Below are 17,284 nucleotides of genomic sequence, written 5' to 3'. Positions count from 1 at the left end.
CGCGCGTCAGATGAGGGATGCGCGCGACGAACCTGCTGGACGAGATCGAGCCGCTGCCCTTCGGCGAGCGGTGCCGCCGGCTCGCGGACCTGCGTGACTCGCCCCATCTCGACGGGCTGCTGGACGATCTGGGCCGCGGCGGGTACTACGAGCGCTCGACCGCCCTGTTCCTGGCGGCCACGGCGCGGCACCGCGAGCATGTGGTCCGGGCGATGCGCGACCCGGACGCGGAGCTCGCGGCCCGGGCGATGGGGCTCGCGGCCAGGTTCGGCGTCGAGGCCGTGGTCTTCGCGGCCGTGGTGGCCGAGGCGCCCTCGGCCGTCCGGTCGGCGGCGTATGCGGGTCTGCGCCGGTGGCGCCGGACCGACGTGGCCGAACGGCTGGTCGGCCCGGTGGCCGAGCGTTGGGGGCCGGGCGAGGCCGCGGCCCTGCTCCCGGTCTGCCGCGAGCGGGTCGTGCGGGAGTGGCTCCCGCGTGTGGCGCGGCTGGTGCCCAACTGGAAGTCCCTCGGGCGCGCCCACCCGGACGTCGTCCTCGACCATGCCGAGAGCTTCCTGGCCGAGCTGCCCGAACGCGAGGTGGCGATCTGGCTGAAGCGGATGTGGCCCGGTGTCGCGATCGCGGTCTCGCACGACCCGACGCGCGTGGTCGGCCTTCTGGAACGGTATTGGGCGGTCGCGGGCCTGCTGGCGGAACCGGAGGGTTCGATCCATCGCTGGGCACGGCGTTGGATGGACGCGGCCCTGCCGGCGGGCCTGCACACCAGCCTCGGCGCGCTGCTCGCCGCCGAGCCCCGCCGGATGCTGGCGCTCCTGCTGGCGAGCGGGCAGGGGCGGTGGCTGCCCGAGCTGATCACCACCCGTCGCTTCCCCACCGCCGCGCTCGGCGACGACGCGGCCGCCCAGGTCGCGCGTGCCGTCGGGAACGACTCCACCACGCTCGAACCGCTGCTCGCCCAGATCCCGCCGGGCCGCAGAGAGCGGGTCTTCGACAGCGCGATGACCGGGATCGACCGCGCCACCCTGGAGATCCCCGGCGAGTTGCTGTCGCTCCTCCCCCGGGCCGTCCAGCACCGCGAGGCCCGCCGGATGCTCGGATTGCGGCGCGTGGCCGACTCGCCCCGGAAGACCCTGGAGGCCTGGGCGTTCCTCCCCTACGACGAGGCCGCTCCCGTTCTGACGGAGGTCACCCGGCGGCAGAACCCCAAAGACCGCGTCCGTGGTTACGGCCTGCTGATCGACTGTGCCGGACGCGAGCGCGACCCCCAGGTGATCACGCGCCTGCTGGAGTCGCTGGGACGGCTCCGCAACGAGCACGACAAGGCCAGGCATCAGGCGATCACCGCGCTGGCGGGCGTCCCGGCCCGGGCGCTGTGTCCCGAGCACGGCCCGTACCTCGAACGGATCGCCGAGGACGCGCTCCAGGCGCGCGACTGCTCGTGGGAGACGCGGGAGAGCCTGTCCCTGCTGGCCACGACCGTCTGCGAACGGGGCGCCGCGCTGGGCGACCCCGTGATGATGACGGTCGGCCTGGAGATCCTGCGGAAGATCGCCGCGAGGGACGGCGAACTGCCCGAGAACACGCTCGACCTGGTGCCATGGCACGGTGATGAGCACCGGCCGGTGGACTGGCTCGCGCCCTGTCTGGCCGGGGCTCGCCACCGGGGCGATCATGTCCTGACCGTCCAGCTAGCCGAGGCGCTGGGGCGCCGGGCGCACGGCGTCGCGGAACTCCAGCGGGAACTGGAAGAGGCCGCGCTGTCTGCCCCGGACGGCGACGTGACCAGGAGGGTGATCGAACTCTGGCTCGCGCCGCCGCGCACCCGCGCCGATCGGGCCGGACGGCTGGTGTCCGAGGACCCCTCGGCCGCGACCCTCGCCCCGGTCTTCGCCGTGATCGCCCGCGAGCGCACCGACCTGCTGCACCTCGTCCTCGGCGGGGGTCGGCTCGCGGGCCGGTTCTGGAATCCCGGCGTGGTCCACGTGCCCGAGCCCGCCCGCGCCTGGATGCGCCGCTGGACGGCGCGGCAGCGCGGCGATTACCTCGCCCTTCTCCATCGGGTGGCCGGGGACGGTGAGCGTCCGATCGCCGACCGCGCCGCGGCCGTTCGGGCCATCGGGGAGGTACCGGGCGTCGGGCTCGACCAGCTGCGCCCGTACCTGCCGCCACGGCAGGCGGATGCGACCGCCGTGCTGGTGCGGCGGTCGGCGCTGACCGCCGCGCCGTGGATCGCCACCCCGCAGGACGTCCTGCCCCTCCTCCTGGACGAGGCGGCCTCCGACGACGCGCACGTCGCGATGTACGCCGCCAGCCGCGCGGTCCGGTTCGTCCGCCCCTCCGCACTGGCCCAAGCCCTGACCCCCGTACTCACCGACGGCAAGATCACCGCCCGCAAAGAAGCCCTGCGCATCCTGCTCCGCGAACACGTCCCCAACGCCATCAACATCATCGCCACCGCCTGGGACAACCCCGACCAGCACCGCGACGTCCGCGCCGCCATCGCCTCAGCCCTACGCCCCCACCTGCACCACCCGACCGCCGAACGCATCCTGACCGAGGCCGCCCGCGCCGAGCCCGGCATCGCCTCCGCCGTGCTGGGCGCCCAGCCCTTCGAGATCGAGGAGCCCGCTCGGTACGCCGCGCTCGTCCTGCGCGTCGCGGGGTCGGAGGACATCGAGACACGCGAGCAGGCTCTGACGGCGCTGCCCGCCTGGGCCCCGTGGTCGCCCGCGATCGCGCCGTTCCTCGCGGGCCTGGTCACCGACCTTGAGGAGACCGCGAGCTGGCGTACCGCGCTGAGCGCGCTGGTCGCGTGCGCACGCCAGGGCATCGGCGTCGAGGCGCTCGTGGACGCGGCGGAGAGGTTGGCCGCGTCTCCGGCGCGCGACAACGCCGGGGCCGAACGCGACCTGCCCTCGTACCAGCGGCTCAAGGCGCTCGCCGAACAGCTGTCCTGGGATCGGGACTCCGCCGCCGTACGGGCGTTCTCCGGCCGTTTGCCCGAGCCCCTGGACGCCTGGCTGACCGCCGCGACGCTGCGGTGGGACGACGGCGCCGCGACCGTCCTGGACGGGCTGGCCGACCGCCCGCTCGGTTACCCGGCCCTCGACTGGGTGGCCGGGACCCAGGGTGCGGGTCGCTGGAGCGAATCGAGCCTGCCCGCGCCCGAGGTGGTTCTGCCGCACGCGACCCGCTTGGCCGCGCGCGGCGACCTGGGCGGGGGCCTGTTCGCGTGCGTCCTGACCGAACTGCACGGCAGGCGCGCGGGCTGGGACCGGGAGTGGCGCGAACTGCTCCGCGCGCTGCGCGCCCACCCGAACCCGGACGTCGCCTACCGCGCCCGAACCGTCCTCACCGCCTCGGAGTAGGGGCAGGGCGGCGCGCCATACTCGTCCCGGCAGGCAGCGGCTGCGTTCTTCCAGGGCGACGCGGCGGCGACGGCACGATCCCGGCCGCCGAGGCGGTCCTGGCCCGATCAGCCCGCTGAGCAGTAGTTTCCTCGCATGCGGGTCTTCCTTACCGGTGCGTCCGGATTTGTCGGGTCCTATGCCGTCCGCGCCCTGCTGGAGGCCGGGCACGTCCCGCGGGCTCTGGTGCGCGATCCCGCGCGGGCCGTCCGGGCCCTGGAGACCATCGGCGTCGCGGCCGGGGACGTCGACCTGGTCGAGGGCGACATGCTGCACCCGGCCGGCGTCGAGCGCGGCCTGGACGGCTGTGACGCCGCCATCCACGCCGCCGCCGCGATCGGCGTCACGCACCAGGCCGGGACCCAGGCCAACCTCACCGGCACCCGCAACGTGGTCGGCGCCGCCGTCGCCCACGGGCTCAGCCCGGTCGTGCACATCTCCACCGTGGCCGTCTTCGTCCCGCCCGGAGCGCCCGTGATCACCGCCGGGACGCCGCTGGCCGCGCCGCGCAACGACTACGGCCGCTCCAAGGTCGCGGCCGAGTGCTACGTGCGCGACCTCCAGGACAGCGGCGCGCCCGTCACGATCGTGTACCCGGGAGGCGTCTGCGGCCCGCACCAGCCGAACCTGGACGCCCTGATGGAAGGGCTGGCCGCCGCGCTCAAATCCGTCTGGCCGCTGCCCGGCGGCGGGGTCACGGTCATCGACGTCCGCGACCTGGCCGAGGCCCTGGCCCGAGTGATCGACGGCCGCCACACCGGGAAACGCTGGCTTATGGGCGGCCACTACCTGACGTGGCCCGAGTACGCCGACCTCTGCGACGACCTGACCGGTGTCAGATGCCGCCGCTTCCGCGTGCCGGACGCCGTCATGCTCGGGCTCGGGTCGGCGCTCGACCTGGCCAAGAGCGTCCGGCCCTTCGACTTCCCGCTGACCCGCGACGCCGCCGAGTTCATGGTCGGGCTCGTCCCGACCGACGACCGTCCCGCCCGCGAGGCCCTCGGCCTCACCCCGCGCCCCGCCGCCGAGACCCTCGCCGACACGCTGCGCTGGCTGGCCGAGACCGGGCACCTGCCGTCCCGCCGGGCCGGTCGGCTGGCCCCCGCAGGACCTTCCCCGACGTTCCTCCAGCGCACGGCGGGCCCGCTGTTCCAGCGGATCTCCGGCTCGCCGCTGTTCTCCAAGGTCGGGCCCAAGCTCGTCCCGCCCCTGGACCGGGCGCTGTTCCGGCTGACCCGGGGACGCGTGATGCTCGGCCAGGCCCTCGTCCCGAGCCTGGTGCTGACGACCACCGGCGCCGTCAGCGGGCTCCCCCGCACCACACCGCTGGCCTGCATGCCCGAACCGGACGGCTCGTGGATCGTCGTCGGCTCCAACTTCGGCCGCGAGAAGCACCCGGCCTGGACGGGCAACCTGCTCAGGAACCCCGGCGCCGAGGTCACCTTCCGGGGACGGACGACGCCGGTCACCGCCCGCCGCCTCACCGACGCCGAACGTGACGCGATCTGGCCACGCCTCCTGGAGGTCTGGCCGGTCTACGCCCGCTACCAGGAAAGAGTCGACCGGCGCCTGCGCGTCTTCCGTCTCAGTCCTTGAGAGAATTGCGGTAACCCTTCCCATTCGGGGCAGATCGGGCGCAAAATACTTACGGAAGTCGCCAGTGGTCGCCGCCGGTAGGCCGGCGTGCGGCGACCCGGAGGACGCCCGTGCCGGCCTTTGGGGGGCTCGGCACGGGCGTCCTCGACTTTCTAGACCGACACCGGCGTCGTCGCCGGCTCCAGAGCGATCTCCAGCACCTCGCGGACGTCGCTGACCGCGAACACCGTCAGCTTCTCCAGCACCTCGGCCGGCACGTCCTCCAGGTCGGGCTCGTTGCGCTTGGGCACGACCGCCGTGGTGATGCCGAGCCGGCTGGCCGCCAGCAGCTTCTGCTTCAGCCCGCCGATCGGCAGGACCTTGCCGGTCAGCGACACCTCACCGGTCATCGCCACGTCCGACCTGACCGGACGTCCCGACAGCAGCGAGGCCAGCGCCGTGGTCATCGTGATGCCCGCGCTCGGGCCGTCCTTCGGGACCGCGCCCGCCGGCACGTGGACGTGCACGCCGCGCTCCTTCAGATCGCCGACCGGAAGCTCCAGCTCCGCCCCGCGCGAGCGCAGGTAGCTGAGCGCGATCCTGGCCGACTCCTTCATCACGTCGCCGAGCTGCCCGGTGAGCGTCACCCCGGTGTCGCCGGTCTCCTTGTCGGCCAGCGACGCCTCGATGTAGAGCACGTCACCCCCGGCCCCGGTGACCGCCAGCCCCGTCGCCACACCCGGGACCCCGGTGCGCCGCTCGGACTTGCTCAGCTCGACCTCCGGCGTGAACCTCGGCCGTCCCAGGTAGTCCTTCAGGTTGTCCACGCCGACCGCGACCGGGAGCTCCGCCTTCTCCAGCGCCACGTTGGCCGCGACCTTGCGCAGCACCCGGGCGATCGACCGGTCCAGCGACCGGACGCCCGCCTCCCGCGTGTACTCCGCCGCCAGGAGCCGCAGCGCGTCGTCCTCGAAGGAGACCTCGCTCGCCTCCAGCCCGGCCTTGTCTAGCTGCCGGGGCAGCAGGTGGTCGCGGGCGATGGTGACCTTCTCGTGCTCGGTGTAGCCGTCGAGCTGCACCAGCTCCATCCGGTCCAGCAGCGGCCCCGGGATCGCCTCGACCACGTTCGCCGTGGCCAGGAACAGCACGTCGCTCAGATCGAGCTCGACCTCCAGGTAGTGGTCGCGGAACGTGTGGTTCTGCTCGGGGTCCAGGACCTCCAGCAGCGCCGCCGTCGGGTCGCCCCGGTAGTCGGCCCCCACCTTGTCGACCTCGTCCAGCAGGACGACCGGGTTCATCGACCCCGCCTCCCTGACGGCCCGCACGATCCGTCCGGGCAGCGCCCCCACGTACGTCCGCCGGTGGCCCCGGATCTCCGCCTCGTCCCGGACGCCGCCGAGCGCGACCCGGACGAACTCGCGTCCCATCGCCCGCGCCACCGACTCGCCCAGCGAGGTCTTGCCGACCCCGGGCGGCCCCGTCAGCGCCAGGACCGCGCCGCTGCGCCGTCCCCCGACGACCCCGAGACCCCGATCCGCGCGCCGCTTGCGCACGGCCAGGTACTCGATGATGCGCTCCTTCACATCGTCGAGACCCGCGTGGTCGGCGTCCAGGATCTCCCGGGCGCCCCCGATGTCATAGGAGTCCTCCGTCCGGGTGTTCCACGGGATGTCCAGAACCGTGTCGAGCCACGTCCGGATCCAGCCGCCCTCGGGCGAGGCGTCCGACGACCGCTCCAGCTTGTCGACCTCCTTGAGCGCGGCCTCGCGCACCTTCTCCGGCAGGTCGGCGGCCTCGATCCGCGCCCGGTAGTCGTCCTCCTCGTCGGCCGGGTCGCCGTTCAGCTCGGCCAGCTCCTTGCGGACGGCCTCCAGCTGCTGCCGCAGCAGGAACTCGCGCTGCGTCTTCTCCATGCCCTCCTGGACGTCCTTGCGGATCGTCTCCGCCACGTCCAGCTCGGCCAGATGGTCGCGGGCCCACCCGATCACCAGGTTCAGCCGCTCCACCACATCGGCGGTCTCCAGGACCTCGATCTTCTGCTCGTCCGACAGGTACGGCGCGTACCCGGCGTTGTCGGCCAGCGTCGACGGATCGTCGATCTGCTGCACCACGTCCACGACCTGCCACGCGCCCCGCTTCTGCAGGATCGCGCTCACCAGCCCCTTGTACTCCTTGGCCAGCTCGTGAGCCCGCCCGCTCGGCGGCGGCGGCTGGATCTCGGTCCCCTCGACCCACAGCGCCGCCCCGGGCCCGGTCGTCCCGGTCCCGATCCGCACCCGCGAAACACCGCGCACCACGGCCCCGGGCTCACCCCCGGGCAACCGCCCCTCCTGCTCGACGACGCCCAGCGTCCCCACGGCGGCGTACTGCCCGTTCAACCGCGGCACCAGCAGCACCCGCGGCTTCCCCGCCGACGCCACCCGAGCCGCCTCGATGGCCGCCCGCACCTCCCCGCTCTCCGACAGATCCAGCGGCACGACCATCCCCGGCAGAACGGCCCCGTCGTCCAGGGGCAACACCGGCAACGTCAGGGTCTCGCTCATGCTCAGCTCCCAGTCTCTAGAGTCGACCCAACAAGTTGAGTCATACACACTCAAGAAAACGGAGCACGCTTTTGTTTCCTCCCCCCGTTCGCTCTCAGCGATCACCCTCCCGGTTAGCCGGTGGCGGGCGGGCGCCCTGGCGGTCGTGGACAGCCGCTAGCGGAATTCCCGGGCTGCCTGGGTTGTGGTCACTGCTTGAGGGTGGTGAGGAGGTCGTTGAGGGCCTTGGTCAGGGCCTCGGCGTTGGAGGGGGTGAACCAGGTGGTGCGGATGCGTTCGTTGTTGCCCTTCGGGGTTTCGTGGTCGGCGGCCAGTTGGTGCAGGGTCCGGGTGTCGTCGTCCAGGGCGCGGCCGACGTTCTGGAAGAGGCTGCGGATGTAGCGGTCCGCTTCTTCGGCTGGGATGCCGTGGTCACCGGCCCAGGACGTGAGCGTGGCGAGGTACGAGTAGTGGGTGGTCAGCGTTCCCGTGAGGGCGGAGTAGACGTCGAAGGCCGTCTCGTCCGCGACCGGGAGTGCTCCGCCAAGGTGCTCGAAAAGGGCGTCTACTACTGAGTGGGACGGGCACGTCACCGTGACGGCGCGGCGTTCGCGGACGGCGGGCAGGGGGATGGCTCTGATCAGCGGGGCGGTGGTGGCCAGGGTGCGGCGCAGGTCGTCGGTGCCGACGCCGGACATCACGTTGACCACGATCTTGTCGGCGTCCACCCGCACCCCGGTGAGCGCCTCGTGCCGGTCCTGGCGGCGGACGGCGATGATCACTATTTCGGAGCGGTCCACCACCTCCTGGTTGTCGGCGCAGACGTGCACTCCCGGATAGCGCGAGGACAGCTCCGCGACCGTGCTGGCTCCCCGGGGAGAGAGGAAGACCTCTGGCGACTCGTCGCGGTACAGGCCGGTCACGATGGCCCGGCCGATCTCGCCCACCCCGATGATGCCTATGCGCTTCAATGCCGCCTCCATACCGCGTGATGATCGTGGTCCGTAGATCTGTATCGGGGCTGATGGAGGACGCGCAATGCGCCAACGGTTGTTTCTTGGGTCGGCTGGGTTGGGGGCTCTGCCGGGCTGGCTCGCGTCGCTGCCCGTGGTGCCCGGGCGAGCGATTCTCGTGCCCACCGCGTCCAAACCGATGGCGTCGGCGCCCTTTGTGGAGGGGGCTGAGCGTTTGCTGGTCAGGCAGGGGATGGTCGTTGAGCGGCTTGATCTGGAGTGCGCTGATCGGGTTGAGGTCGAGCGTGTTCTCCGGTCGTGCGATCTGGTGTTCGTGACCGGGGGTTACGCGATCTTTCTGTTGGAGCATGTGCGGCGTACTGGTTTCGATCGGGTTGTCGCCGAGGCCGTTCGTCGTGGGAGGACGGTCGACGTGGGTGTTTCCGCTGGGGCTGCGTTGGCTGGGCCTGATCTTGGCTTCTTCGCGGACGCCGAGGATCCGGGGCGGGTCGCCTCCACGGCGGGACTGGGGCTGGTTCCGTTCACGGTGCTGCCGCATCGTGGACGCGGGAACGCCGAACGGCATGATCGGCAGGATCCGGCGCGGTTTGTCTCGCTTGAGGATGATCAGGCCGTGGTCGTTGATGGGGCGTCTTGGGAGATTCGGGCGTCGGGGGGCCAGTCACTCGACTGATGCGGGGGGCTTTGGGGCGCTTCTAGCGTTTGTGGTGTGCGGCGGTGGGCGTCGCGTTGAGGAGAAGACCATGAGCGTCCGGCCGAGTGTGCGTGAGATTCCTGGTGAAGGGGATTTGAAGGAGCTTCGTGAGCTGGTCGCGGAGCTGGCGGAGGGTTTCAACCGCAAGGAGGCCGCCGTGCTCGATCGTCCGTTCGCGGCGGACGCCGTGGTGGTCGTGCCCGATGGCCGGATCATCCGGGGATGGGACGAACTGTTCGCCTATCACACGGCCCGTCTGGCGGAGGTCGTGTCGACGTGGACGATGCGTCAGTCGGTGCTGAGCGCGACGATGCTCGGGCCGGACGAGGCGGTGCTGCACATCCGGCAGGAGATGGCCACGCCGGAGCGTGAGTTCGCCAACCACGGCACCGTGGTCGCGTCCCGGCGGGACGGGCGCTGGTGGATCAGTGCCCTGCACAACACGAATGTGGTGGGCTGATGGTCGCGGTGGTGTTCGGCGCCCAGGGGAACGTGGGACGGCATGTCGCCGCCGGTCTGCGCCAGGCCGGGGAGACGGTGCGGCTGACGAGCCGGAATCCCCGGACGGGCGATTTCGTGGCCGCCGATCTGGAGCGGCCCGAGACGCTGCCCGGTGCTTTGGACGGCGCCCGGAAGGTCTTTCTTTATGCCAAGGCCGAGGGGGCCGAGGGTTTCGCCGAGGCGGCCAAGGCCGCCGGGGTGGAGCATGTGGTGCTGCTGTCGTCCGAGGCCATCGTCCACCCGGGGGCCGAGGATTCGTTCATCGCACGGCAGCACCGTGCCGTCGAGCTGGCCATCGAGCGTTCGGGCATTGCCTGGACGTTCGTCCGGCCCGGGGCGTTCGCCGGGAACTGCCGCTGGTGGTGGGCGGATTCGATCCGCGAAGAGGGCCTGGTCAGGGGCGCTTATCCCGAGGCCCGGACCGCTCCGATCCATGAGAAGGACATCGCCGATATCGCCGTCACGGCTCTGACGAAGCCGGGTCATGAGGGGAAGGCGTACACCGTCCATGGCCCCGAGTCGCTGTCACTGCGGACGCAGGTCGGCCAGATCGCGGACGCCCTGGGCCGCGACATCGTCTTCGAGCAGATCACTCCCGATGAGGCCCGTGAGGACATGTCCAGGAGCCTGCCTCCGGTGGTGGTGGACGCCGTCCTGAACCATTGGGCCTCCGCCAACGGGGTGCCCGCGGAGACCTCTGACATCGTTCACCAAGTGACCGGGCAGCCCGCCCATACGTTCGCGGAATGGGCCCGCACCCACAAAGCCGACTTCCTCTAGAGTTCGGGCATGGGTGTGGTCTTCCCTCGGAAGCTGCGGGCCGGGGACGGCGTGCGGGTGGTCGCCCCCGCCCTGTCGCGGGCCGTGGTGATGGAGCACGACCATACGAAGCTCATCCGGGCCCGGTTCGACGAGCTGGGGCTTGTGCTTTCGTATGGACGGCATGTCGACGAGCGTGACATTCGCGGCTCGTCCAGCGTGGAGTCGCGGGTCGCCGATCTGCACGAGGCCTTCGCCGATCCTTCGGTCGCGGCGATCCTCACCGTGCTCGGCGGGCACAACTGCAACGAGTTGCTGCCGTTTCTGGATTGGGAGCTGATCGGTTCCCATCCGAAGGTCTTCTGCGGATTCTCCGATATCACCGCCCTGCAGAACGCGATGCTGGCCCGGGCCGGGCTGGTGACCTATTCCGGGCCGCACTGGGCGACGTTCGGGATGCGCGACCACTTCGAGGAGACCCTGGGCTGGTTCGCGTCGGTGATGTTCGGCGACGCCCCGCTGGAGCTGGCCTCGGCCGGGCATTGGAGCGACGACCTCTGGTTTCTCGATCAGGACGCCCGTGAGCTGATGCCGAACGAGGGGTGGTGGGAGCTCCAGGAGGGCGAGGCGGAGGGACGGATCGTCGGCGGAAATCTCGGCACGCTGAATCTGCTCCAGGGAACGCCTTTCATGCCCTCACTGGACGGCACCGTCCTGGTCGTCGAGGACGATTTCGAGTCGCATCCCGCGACGTTCGCGCGGAACCTGGCCTCGCTGCTCCAGACACCCGACGCGACCGGAATTCTCGGAGTCGTGATCGGACGTTTCCAGAAGGCCAGCGGTATGACGCGGGAACTGCTGGAGCACATCGTGGGAATCCAGCCGGGGCTGGCGGGGCTGCCGGTCCTGGCGAACGTCGATGTGGGGCACACGACCCCGATGGTGACGTTCCCGATCGGCGGCCGGGCGCGCCTCTGGGTCTCCGGCGAGCGGACCGGACTGACGCTGCTGCGTCACTGATTCTCAGCGTGCTCCCGCAGGAGGAGGGCGGCCATCGCCTTGGCGCGGAGGGCCGGCTCGGGTGAGCGGTCACGCAGGGCGGTGACGGTGGCGCCGTCCAGGAGGAGCACGAGGCTCTGGGCCAGCTCCTCGCCTTCGGGGCCGGGGATTCGCAGGAGTTCCTTGAAGTAGTCCGCGACCGCGCGCTTGTGCTCGTTGGCCATGGCGTAGACGGTGTGGTCGCGGTCGCCGATCTCGGCCATGGCGTTGATGAACGAGCAGCCGTGGAAGTCGCCGGACTGGTAGCGGCCCGCCATCACGTCGAAGACGTCGAGCGGGCCGTTGCCGCGCGCGGCGACCTCCTCGGCCAGGGCCTGCCGCCAGGACGCGTCGCGTTCGCGCAGGACGGTGGCGACCAGGTCGTCCTTGCCCGCGAAATGGCGGTAGAAGGACGCCCGTCCCACGCCCGAGGCCGACAGCAGGCGTTCGACGCCGACCGCGTGGATGCCCTCGGTGTAGAAGAGCTCCTCGGCGGCCCGGACGAGTCGCTCGCGGGCGTGGGTCGGCATGCGGCCAGGCTATCCGATCTTGACCGGCAACGGAACCGATCGGTACCGTCATGAGATGGTACCGATCGGTTCCCTCTTGGTCCGGTCGCGCGGATTCCTGGAGGCGGCATGAGTGCTCGTTGGGGTGTTCCGGCGCTGGGCGTGGGGGTGTTCGCGGTCGGGACGGACGAGTTCGTCCTGGCCGGGGTGCTGCCCGAACTGAGCCGGTCGTTCGAGGTGTCGGTGGCGGCGGCCGGGCAGGTGGTGACCGCGTTCGCGCTGGTCTGCGCGGTGCTGGCGCCGGTGCTGAACACGCTGACGGCGGCCTGGCCCCGGCGCCGGATCCTGCTGGTCGCGCTGGGCGTCTACCTGGCGGGGAACGTCGCGACCGCGCTGGCGCCGTCGTTCGTCCTGCTGGTGGGGGCGCAGATGGTGGCGGCCGCGGGCGCGGGGCTGTTCGTCCCGGCGGCGGCGGTGACCGCGGCGTCGATGGTTGCGGCCGACCGGCGGGGACGCGCGATCGCCACGGTCACGACCGGGTTCACGGCGGCGACGGCATTGGGGGCACCGATCGGCACCGCCTTGGGCGGCGCTTTCGGGTGGCGGTCGACGGTCTGGTTCCTCGTGGCGTTGGCGGTGGTGGGCGCGGCGGGGGTCGCGTTGCTGGTCCCTCGTAATGTCGCTGCGCCCGCGCCGGAGGGGCTGCGCGAACGCCTGACTCCTCTGCGCGATCGCCGGGCGCTGGCCCTGATGGCGACGACGTTGGTGGGATTCACGGCCGTGTACATCCCCTACACGTATGTCGCGGCCGTCTTCGAACCCGCGACGGACGGGGACGGCAACCGGCTCGCGGTCCTGCTGTTCGCATTCGGGGTGGCAGGGACGGCGGCGAACTACGCGGCGGGCGTCCTGGCCGATCGTTTCGGCGGACGCGCGGTGGTGAGCGGCGCACTCGTGCTCCTGACCGGTGCCCTCCTGGTGGTGCCGCTGACCACGGGCTCGTATGCCCTGGCGTTGCCGATGGCGGTCGCATACGGGTTCACGGCCTACGCCATCACGACCCCGCAGCAGACGCGGCTGATCGCGCTCGACCCGGCCTCGGCGTCGGTTCTGGTGTCCCTGAACGCGGCGATCCTCTATCTGGCGATCTCGCTGTCGGGCGTTCTGGGGGCCCTCGGCATCAGCTGGTCGGGCGCCGCCCGTCTGGCCCTCTACGCCGCCGGGCTGTCGGTGGTCGCGCTCGTCCTGTCCGAACTCGCGCACCGGCTGACCCGTCCGGCGGCCGCGGACGCGTCGGAGGCCGCACCCCTGGCGGCGCGCCGCTGAGCCGCGTCTTCTTACTGGGGAATGGTGACGATCTGTCATGGGGTCCCGTGACCCGTTCATGATCGAGGCGTCGAAATCTCGTTGACCTGGGTTTACACGGACATGGGGCGCGGGTACTTACCGCAACGAGATCGTGACTCTGAGTTAGGACACCGAAGGGGAGGGGTGCATGCTTCCGGACGATCGAGGGCGTTCCCGCGCGGCGGGACACACCTCGGGCCCTCGGCCGACCGGGACGCCGGGGCCCTACGCCCCCATGGCCCCGGCGTCCTTCTCCGCCGGGCCGGTGGTGTCCTCGAGCAACGCCATCGGCCCGGCCCTTCCCCTTTCGGCGAAGGGAGGGAGCGTCAGCACCGACCCGGTTCGGCGGTAGCCGATGAACGCGGGCGACCGGTTTCGTCCCGACCCCCGTCCCGGACGCCCGTGACGATGCGCGCCTGGCCCGTGGAAAGCGTTCCGCGGGCCATGGCCGTTTCTCAGAAGGCTTTGCGCCAGATCTGGCCGTTGATCTCGTCCCCGAACCGGTGGACGGGATCTTCCTCTGTCTCCAGCCGGAAGCCCGCCCGTTCGTAGAGGCGGTGGGCCGGCTTCTGAAGCGCGGTGGTCCAGAGCACGACGTCCTCGTAACCCGCCTTCTCCGCGAACGCCAGGCAGGCGTCGATGAGGGCCGCGCCGATTCCCAGGCCCCGCGCCTCGGGCTCGACGTGCAGGAGGCGCAGCTGGGCGGTGCGGTCCGTCTTGCGGACGCAGAAGACGCAGCCCACGGGCTCGCCGTTCCGCTCGGCGATCCAGGCGTCCTCGCGGGACGGGTCGTGGTTCGCGGCATAGTCGGCGGCCACGCGGGCGACCAGGGCCTCATAGGTGCGGTCCCAGCCACATTCGCGGTCGTACAGGACGCCGTTGCGCTGGACGACCCAGCCCAGGTCACCGGGACGCAGACCGCGCAACTCCAAGCCCCCGCCGGGACGGTCTTCGCACAACTCCAGACCCGCGACGGAACGCTCGCCGCGCAACTCGGGGCGCGCGGCGGAACGCTCGCCGCGCAACTCCAGGCCCGCGGCGGAACGCTCGCCACGCAACTCCGAGCCCGCGCCAGGACGGTCTTCGCACAACTCCGGGCCCGCGGCGGAACGCTCATCACGCAACTCCGGGCCGGGGGCGGAACGGTCGCCGCGCAACTCCGAGCCCGCGGCGGAACGGTCGCCGCGCAACTCCGAGCCCGCGGCGGAACGCTCGCCGCGCAACTCCGAGCCCGCGGCGGAACGCTCGCCGCGCAACTCCGAGCCCGCGGCGGAACGCTCGCCGCGCGGCTCGGGGTGCGGGGCGGGGCGGTCGCCGAGCACGTCCTGGATGGTGCGCATGGACGCCAGCAGCCGTGTGCGGGCCTCGCCGGGGAGTCCGGCCAGCAGGTCGCGGATCTCGGTGGCGGAGCGCTCGTCGAGCGTGGCGAAGACCTCGCGGCCCCGGCCGGTGAGCCGGACGATCTGGCGCCGGGCGTCGTCGGGCGAACGTTCGCGCTCGACCAGGGCGTCGGACTCGAAGCGGGCGAGCATCCGGCTGAGGTAGCCGGGGTCCAGGCCGAGGGTGCGGCGCAGGGCGAGGACCTCGGTGTCCTGGCGCTGGGCCAGTTCGAAGATCACCCGTGCCTCGGTGAGCGAGTACGGGGTCTTCAGCAGGCCGTCGCCGAGCACACCGATGACGCCGGTGTAGAAGCGGTTGAACGACCTGACCGTGGCGACCTCGTCCATGAACACCCTCCACCGTGATTGTTTGACTCGGTCAAACGTAGGGGTGCGCGGGTTCGGCGTCCAGCCGTTCGGAGAGGTCAGGCGCGGGCGGGCAGGGCCCGGGCCTCGGCGACGATCTTGCGCTCGATGAAGAAGGCCAGGAACGGGACCAGCCCGGCGGAGACCATCAGCGCCATCTGCTTGAGCGGCCAGCCCGTCTTGCGCCACAGGTCGTAGGCGAGCGCGAGATAGACGATGTAGAGGAAGCCGTGGATCGGCGAGATGATCGCGGAGGGGGTGCCGTTGTCGCCGATGTAGCGGATCGGCATGCCGACGAACACCACCATCAGCAGCATCACGCCGACGACGATCGCCATGACGCGATACCGGTTGATGGCCGTTTCCACAGTTCGAATCCCTTGGTCGGTCGGCGCGGCGGGGTCAGTCGCGGCGGTGGGTCTCGGAGTTCAGCCGCGCGAGGTAGCGGTTGTAGGCCGCCAGCGCGGGGTCCTCCTCCTCGTGGCGGCGGATCATCTCGCGCTTGACCTCGGCCTCGGCGGGCTCCTCGATCACCTGGGGCGCCTTGGCGGACGGGTCGTCGCTCAGCTCGTCGCGGATCATCTTGACCCACATCGCGACCACGAAGAGGGCGAAGATCGGCCACTCGAACGTGTAGGCCCAGCTGCGGTCGTTGCCCGCCTGGGCCCGATCGAACTGCCACCACCCGAACCCGAGGAAGGCCACGCAGAGCACGACCGCGGTCGCGTGGAGCCCGAGCCAGCCGGGGGTGAGGAACCTTCGCACGCCATCGAGAGTACCGCCAGCCCCGCCGCGCCGCGCACGGACCCGGAGGTTGACGCGCGTGGCGGTGCGCCGAGTGATCATCTGGATACGTATTGTCGTCCCATGAAGATCATCAAGGTTCTCGCGGCGGTGCTCGCGCTGACGGGCGCCCTGGTCACCGGGGGTCCGGCCGGGGCGGACGAGCCCGATCCCGCACGCTACGGCCGCGCCGTCTGGGCCGATGCCCCGGCCGAGGACCGCGCGCAGTCGCGCGTCCTGCGCATCTACCAGGAACGCCAGCACAGGGTCCGCTGGGACTGGGCCGCCGCGGCCTCGACGGTCGCGCGCTACTACGGGAAACGGCTCGGCCAGAACCACCTCTGCAACGCCGGACTGGGACGTCGCACCGACAGCGCGTGCCCCGCCGTGGACGCCGATCTGCGGGCCGTGCGCAAGGCCCTGCGGTCCGTCGGCGTCGAGGGCGGCACCCTGCGCGAGGGTCCGCTGGACGCCGCGCGCCTGCGCGAGGAGATCGACGCGGGACGTCCCGTCATCGCCGAGGCCGAGGGGCCGGGCGGCACCCGCCACGTGTTCGTCGTCCACGGCTACAACACCCGCCAGGGCTGGGTCTACTGGGGCGACCCCTGGCCCACGGCCAAGCGCTACAACTGGGCCCACCTGGACGTCTTCAACCAGGGCCTGCACCTCAAACTGACCGGCGCCCTCACCGGAGTGGGGCCGGGCGCTCCCCGGGAGCACTCGCAGCATCCCCTGTTGCCCCACGAGACCGCGCAGGAGGAGCCCGGTTCGTCGGACGGCATGCCCGCGTCCCGCACGGCCCGAATGCTCAAGATCAACATGCGGACGCAGGAGCGCGACGGGTGGTCCTGGGCCGCGAGCGGCACATCGATCGCCGAACTCCACGGCAAGCACCTCACCCAGAACCAGTGGTGCAACCTCGCCCGCCACGTCCCGTTGAGCAGCGCCGAGCTGGAACAGGCGTGCCCGGACGAGCCCGTGACGCTCGGCGCGGAGGCCGCCCCGTTCCCGGTGCTCGGCATGCGGTCGCGGCGCCTGCCGTCGAGCCTGTCCTTCGACGACCTGCGCGCGGAGATCGACGCGGGACGTCCCGTGCTGAGCAACGTCCAGTGGCCGGAGGGCGGCGGCCACGCCCAGGTCATCTTCGGCTACGACGCGGAGAAGAAGCTCGTCTTCTGGGGCGACCCCTGGCCCACGGCCCATCGCTACAACTGGGCCACCTACGACCACTACGTCGGCAACACCGAGTTCAGGTGGACGTCCACCGTCCAGAACATCGACGTCCGCACCCAGCAACCCGAGCCCGCCGAGAACCAGCCGACCTGACGTCCGGCCGGGAGGCACGGGGCGACAGGGCCATGACCCCCCGGTAAGCGCGCCAGCGCTTCCCGGAGCGGCGGGGCGTCCAGCAGGCGGAAGGTCAGGTAGAC

14 protein-coding genes are annotated in these 17,284 nt (G+C 71.5%); 8 read left to right on the top strand and 6 right to left on the bottom strand.

Annotated features, from left to right (window positions below):
- The first annotated feature begins 17 nt into the window (after positions 1-17).
- Positions 18-3,368 carry a hypothetical protein gene (locus tag ACQPY4_RS15505; protein ID WP_433336829.1) on the top strand — a complete coding sequence of 1,117 codons (3,351 nt, stop codon included), beginning with the start codon at positions 18-20 and terminating at the stop codon, positions 3,366-3,368.
- 135 nt (positions 3,369-3,503) lie between these two features.
- Complete coding sequence (locus ACQPY4_RS15500; RefSeq protein WP_433336827.1) at positions 3,504-5,003, top strand: nitroreductase family deazaflavin-dependent oxidoreductase; 1,500 nt, start codon at positions 3,504-3,506, stop codon at positions 5,001-5,003.
- 152 nt (positions 5,004-5,155) lie between these two features.
- On the opposite strand, the gene lon is transcribed toward ACQPY4_RS15500, so the two are convergent.
- Both lon and ACQPY4_RS15490 read right to left on the bottom strand, forming a co-directional pair.
- Positions 5,156-7,525, bottom strand: coding sequence for an endopeptidase La (gene lon / locus ACQPY4_RS15495; protein ID WP_433336825.1), 2,370 nt, complete (start codon positions 7,523-7,525; stop codon positions 5,156-5,158).
- Positions 7,526-7,713: 188 nt separating this feature from the next.
- A complete protein-coding gene (locus ACQPY4_RS15490) occupies positions 7,714-8,487 on the bottom strand; it encodes an NAD(P)-binding domain-containing protein (RefSeq protein ID WP_433336823.1) in 774 nt (257 codons plus the stop codon).
- A 55-nt stretch (positions 8,488-8,542) separates the two neighbouring features.
- Between ACQPY4_RS15490 and ACQPY4_RS15485 the strand changes: the two genes are divergently transcribed.
- The 4 genes from ACQPY4_RS15485 to ACQPY4_RS15470 all read left to right on the top strand — a co-directional run bounded on the left by ACQPY4_RS15485 (position 8,543) and on the right by ACQPY4_RS15470 (position 11,452).
- Positions 8,543-9,151 carry a Type 1 glutamine amidotransferase-like domain-containing protein gene (locus ACQPY4_RS15485; protein WP_433336821.1) on the top strand — a complete coding sequence of 203 codons (609 nt, stop codon included), beginning with the start codon at positions 8,543-8,545 and terminating at the stop codon, positions 9,149-9,151.
- A 70-nt stretch (positions 9,152-9,221) separates the two neighbouring features.
- The gene (locus ACQPY4_RS15480; protein ID WP_433336819.1) at positions 9,222-9,632 is read left to right on the top strand and encodes a YybH family protein; all 411 of its coding nucleotides are present in this window, start codon (positions 9,222-9,224) and stop codon (positions 9,630-9,632) included.
- Positions 9,632-10,453 carry an NAD(P)H-binding protein gene (locus ACQPY4_RS15475; RefSeq protein WP_433336817.1) on the top strand — a complete coding sequence of 274 codons (822 nt, stop codon included), beginning with the start codon at positions 9,632-9,634 and terminating at the stop codon, positions 10,451-10,453. The genes ACQPY4_RS15480 and ACQPY4_RS15475 overlap by 1 nt, the downstream gene beginning before the upstream one ends.
- 9 nt (positions 10,454-10,462) lie before the next feature.
- Complete coding sequence (locus ACQPY4_RS15470) at positions 10,463-11,452, top strand: S66 family peptidase (RefSeq protein WP_433336815.1); 990 nt, start codon at positions 10,463-10,465, stop codon at positions 11,450-11,452.
- Here ACQPY4_RS15470 and ACQPY4_RS15465 read toward each other — a convergent pair.
- The gene (locus ACQPY4_RS15465) at positions 11,446-12,000 is read right to left on the bottom strand and encodes a TetR/AcrR family transcriptional regulator (protein WP_433336813.1); all 555 of its coding nucleotides are present in this window, start codon (positions 11,998-12,000) and stop codon (positions 11,446-11,448) included. The genes ACQPY4_RS15470 and ACQPY4_RS15465 overlap by 7 nt on opposite strands.
- Before the next feature lie 108 nt (positions 12,001-12,108).
- Here ACQPY4_RS15465 and ACQPY4_RS15460 point away from each other — a divergent pair, with 108 nt between their 5' ends.
- Positions 12,109-13,305: an MFS transporter gene (locus tag ACQPY4_RS15460; protein WP_433336811.1), complete on the top strand. Its 1,197-nt coding sequence runs from the start codon at positions 12,109-12,111 to the stop codon at positions 13,303-13,305.
- A 476-nt stretch (positions 13,306-13,781) separates the two neighbouring features.
- Here ACQPY4_RS15460 and ACQPY4_RS15455 read toward each other — a convergent pair whose 3' ends face one another.
- The 3 genes from ACQPY4_RS15455 to ACQPY4_RS15445 form a co-directional block, all read right to left on the bottom strand.
- Positions 13,782-15,053 carry a GNAT family N-acetyltransferase gene (locus ACQPY4_RS15455; protein WP_433336809.1) on the bottom strand — a complete coding sequence of 424 codons (1,272 nt, stop codon included), beginning with the start codon at positions 15,051-15,053 and terminating at the stop codon, positions 13,782-13,784.
- Between the two features lie 77 nt (positions 15,054-15,130).
- Positions 15,131-15,439 (bottom strand): DUF3817 domain-containing protein, encoded by a 309-nt coding sequence (locus tag ACQPY4_RS15450; RefSeq protein ID WP_433336807.1) that lies wholly within the window; start codon positions 15,437-15,439, stop codon positions 15,131-15,133.
- A gap of 34 nt (positions 15,440-15,473) precedes the next feature.
- Positions 15,474-15,836 carry a hypothetical protein gene (locus ACQPY4_RS15445; RefSeq protein WP_433336805.1) on the bottom strand — a complete coding sequence of 121 codons (363 nt, stop codon included), beginning with the start codon at positions 15,834-15,836 and terminating at the stop codon, positions 15,474-15,476.
- A gap of 102 nt (positions 15,837-15,938) precedes the next feature.
- On the opposite strand from ACQPY4_RS15445, the gene ACQPY4_RS15440 reads away from it, so the two are divergent.
- Positions 15,939-17,180 carry a papain-like cysteine protease family protein gene (locus tag ACQPY4_RS15440; RefSeq protein ID WP_433336803.1) on the top strand — a complete coding sequence of 414 codons (1,242 nt, stop codon included), beginning with the start codon at positions 15,939-15,941 and terminating at the stop codon, positions 17,178-17,180.
- Positions 17,181-17,284 lie beyond the last annotated feature (104 nt).

The sequence above is a fragment of the Spirillospora sp. CA-294931 genome (assembly GCF_050946795.1).
Classification (GTDB): Bacteria; Actinomycetota; Actinomycetes; order Streptosporangiales; family Streptosporangiaceae; genus Spirillospora.
Note: the sequence above shows the minus strand (reverse complement) of the source record. Positions and strands in the feature narration are given on the sequence as shown.

Coding starts and splice junctions, on each gene's coding strand:
- ACQPY4_RS15505 (WP_433336829.1), top strand. CDS start 18: ATGCGCGCGACGAACCTGCTGGACGAGATCGAGCCGCTGCCCTTCGGC.
- ACQPY4_RS15500 (WP_433336827.1), top strand. CDS start 3,504: ATGCGGGTCTTCCTTACCGGTGCGTCCGGATTTGTCGGGTCCTATGCC.
- lon (WP_433336825.1), bottom strand. CDS start 7,525: ATGAGCGAGACCCTGACGTTGCCGGTGTTGCCCCTGGACGACGGGGCC.
- ACQPY4_RS15490 (WP_433336823.1), bottom strand. CDS start 8,487: ATGGAGGCGGCATTGAAGCGCATAGGCATCATCGGGGTGGGCGAGATC.
- ACQPY4_RS15485 (WP_433336821.1), top strand. CDS start 8,543: ATGCGCCAACGGTTGTTTCTTGGGTCGGCTGGGTTGGGGGCTCTGCCG.
- ACQPY4_RS15480 (WP_433336819.1), top strand. CDS start 9,222: ATGAGCGTCCGGCCGAGTGTGCGTGAGATTCCTGGTGAAGGGGATTTG.
- ACQPY4_RS15475 (WP_433336817.1), top strand. CDS start 9,632: ATGGTCGCGGTGGTGTTCGGCGCCCAGGGGAACGTGGGACGGCATGTC.
- ACQPY4_RS15470 (WP_433336815.1), top strand. CDS start 10,463: ATGGGTGTGGTCTTCCCTCGGAAGCTGCGGGCCGGGGACGGCGTGCGG.
- ACQPY4_RS15465 (WP_433336813.1), bottom strand. CDS start 12,000: ATGCCGACCCACGCCCGCGAGCGACTCGTCCGGGCCGCCGAGGAGCTC.
- ACQPY4_RS15460 (WP_433336811.1), top strand. CDS start 12,109: ATGAGTGCTCGTTGGGGTGTTCCGGCGCTGGGCGTGGGGGTGTTCGCG.
- ACQPY4_RS15455 (WP_433336809.1), bottom strand. CDS start 15,053: ATGGACGAGGTCGCCACGGTCAGGTCGTTCAACCGCTTCTACACCGGC.
- ACQPY4_RS15440 (WP_433336803.1), top strand. CDS start 15,939: ATGAAGATCATCAAGGTTCTCGCGGCGGTGCTCGCGCTGACGGGCGCC.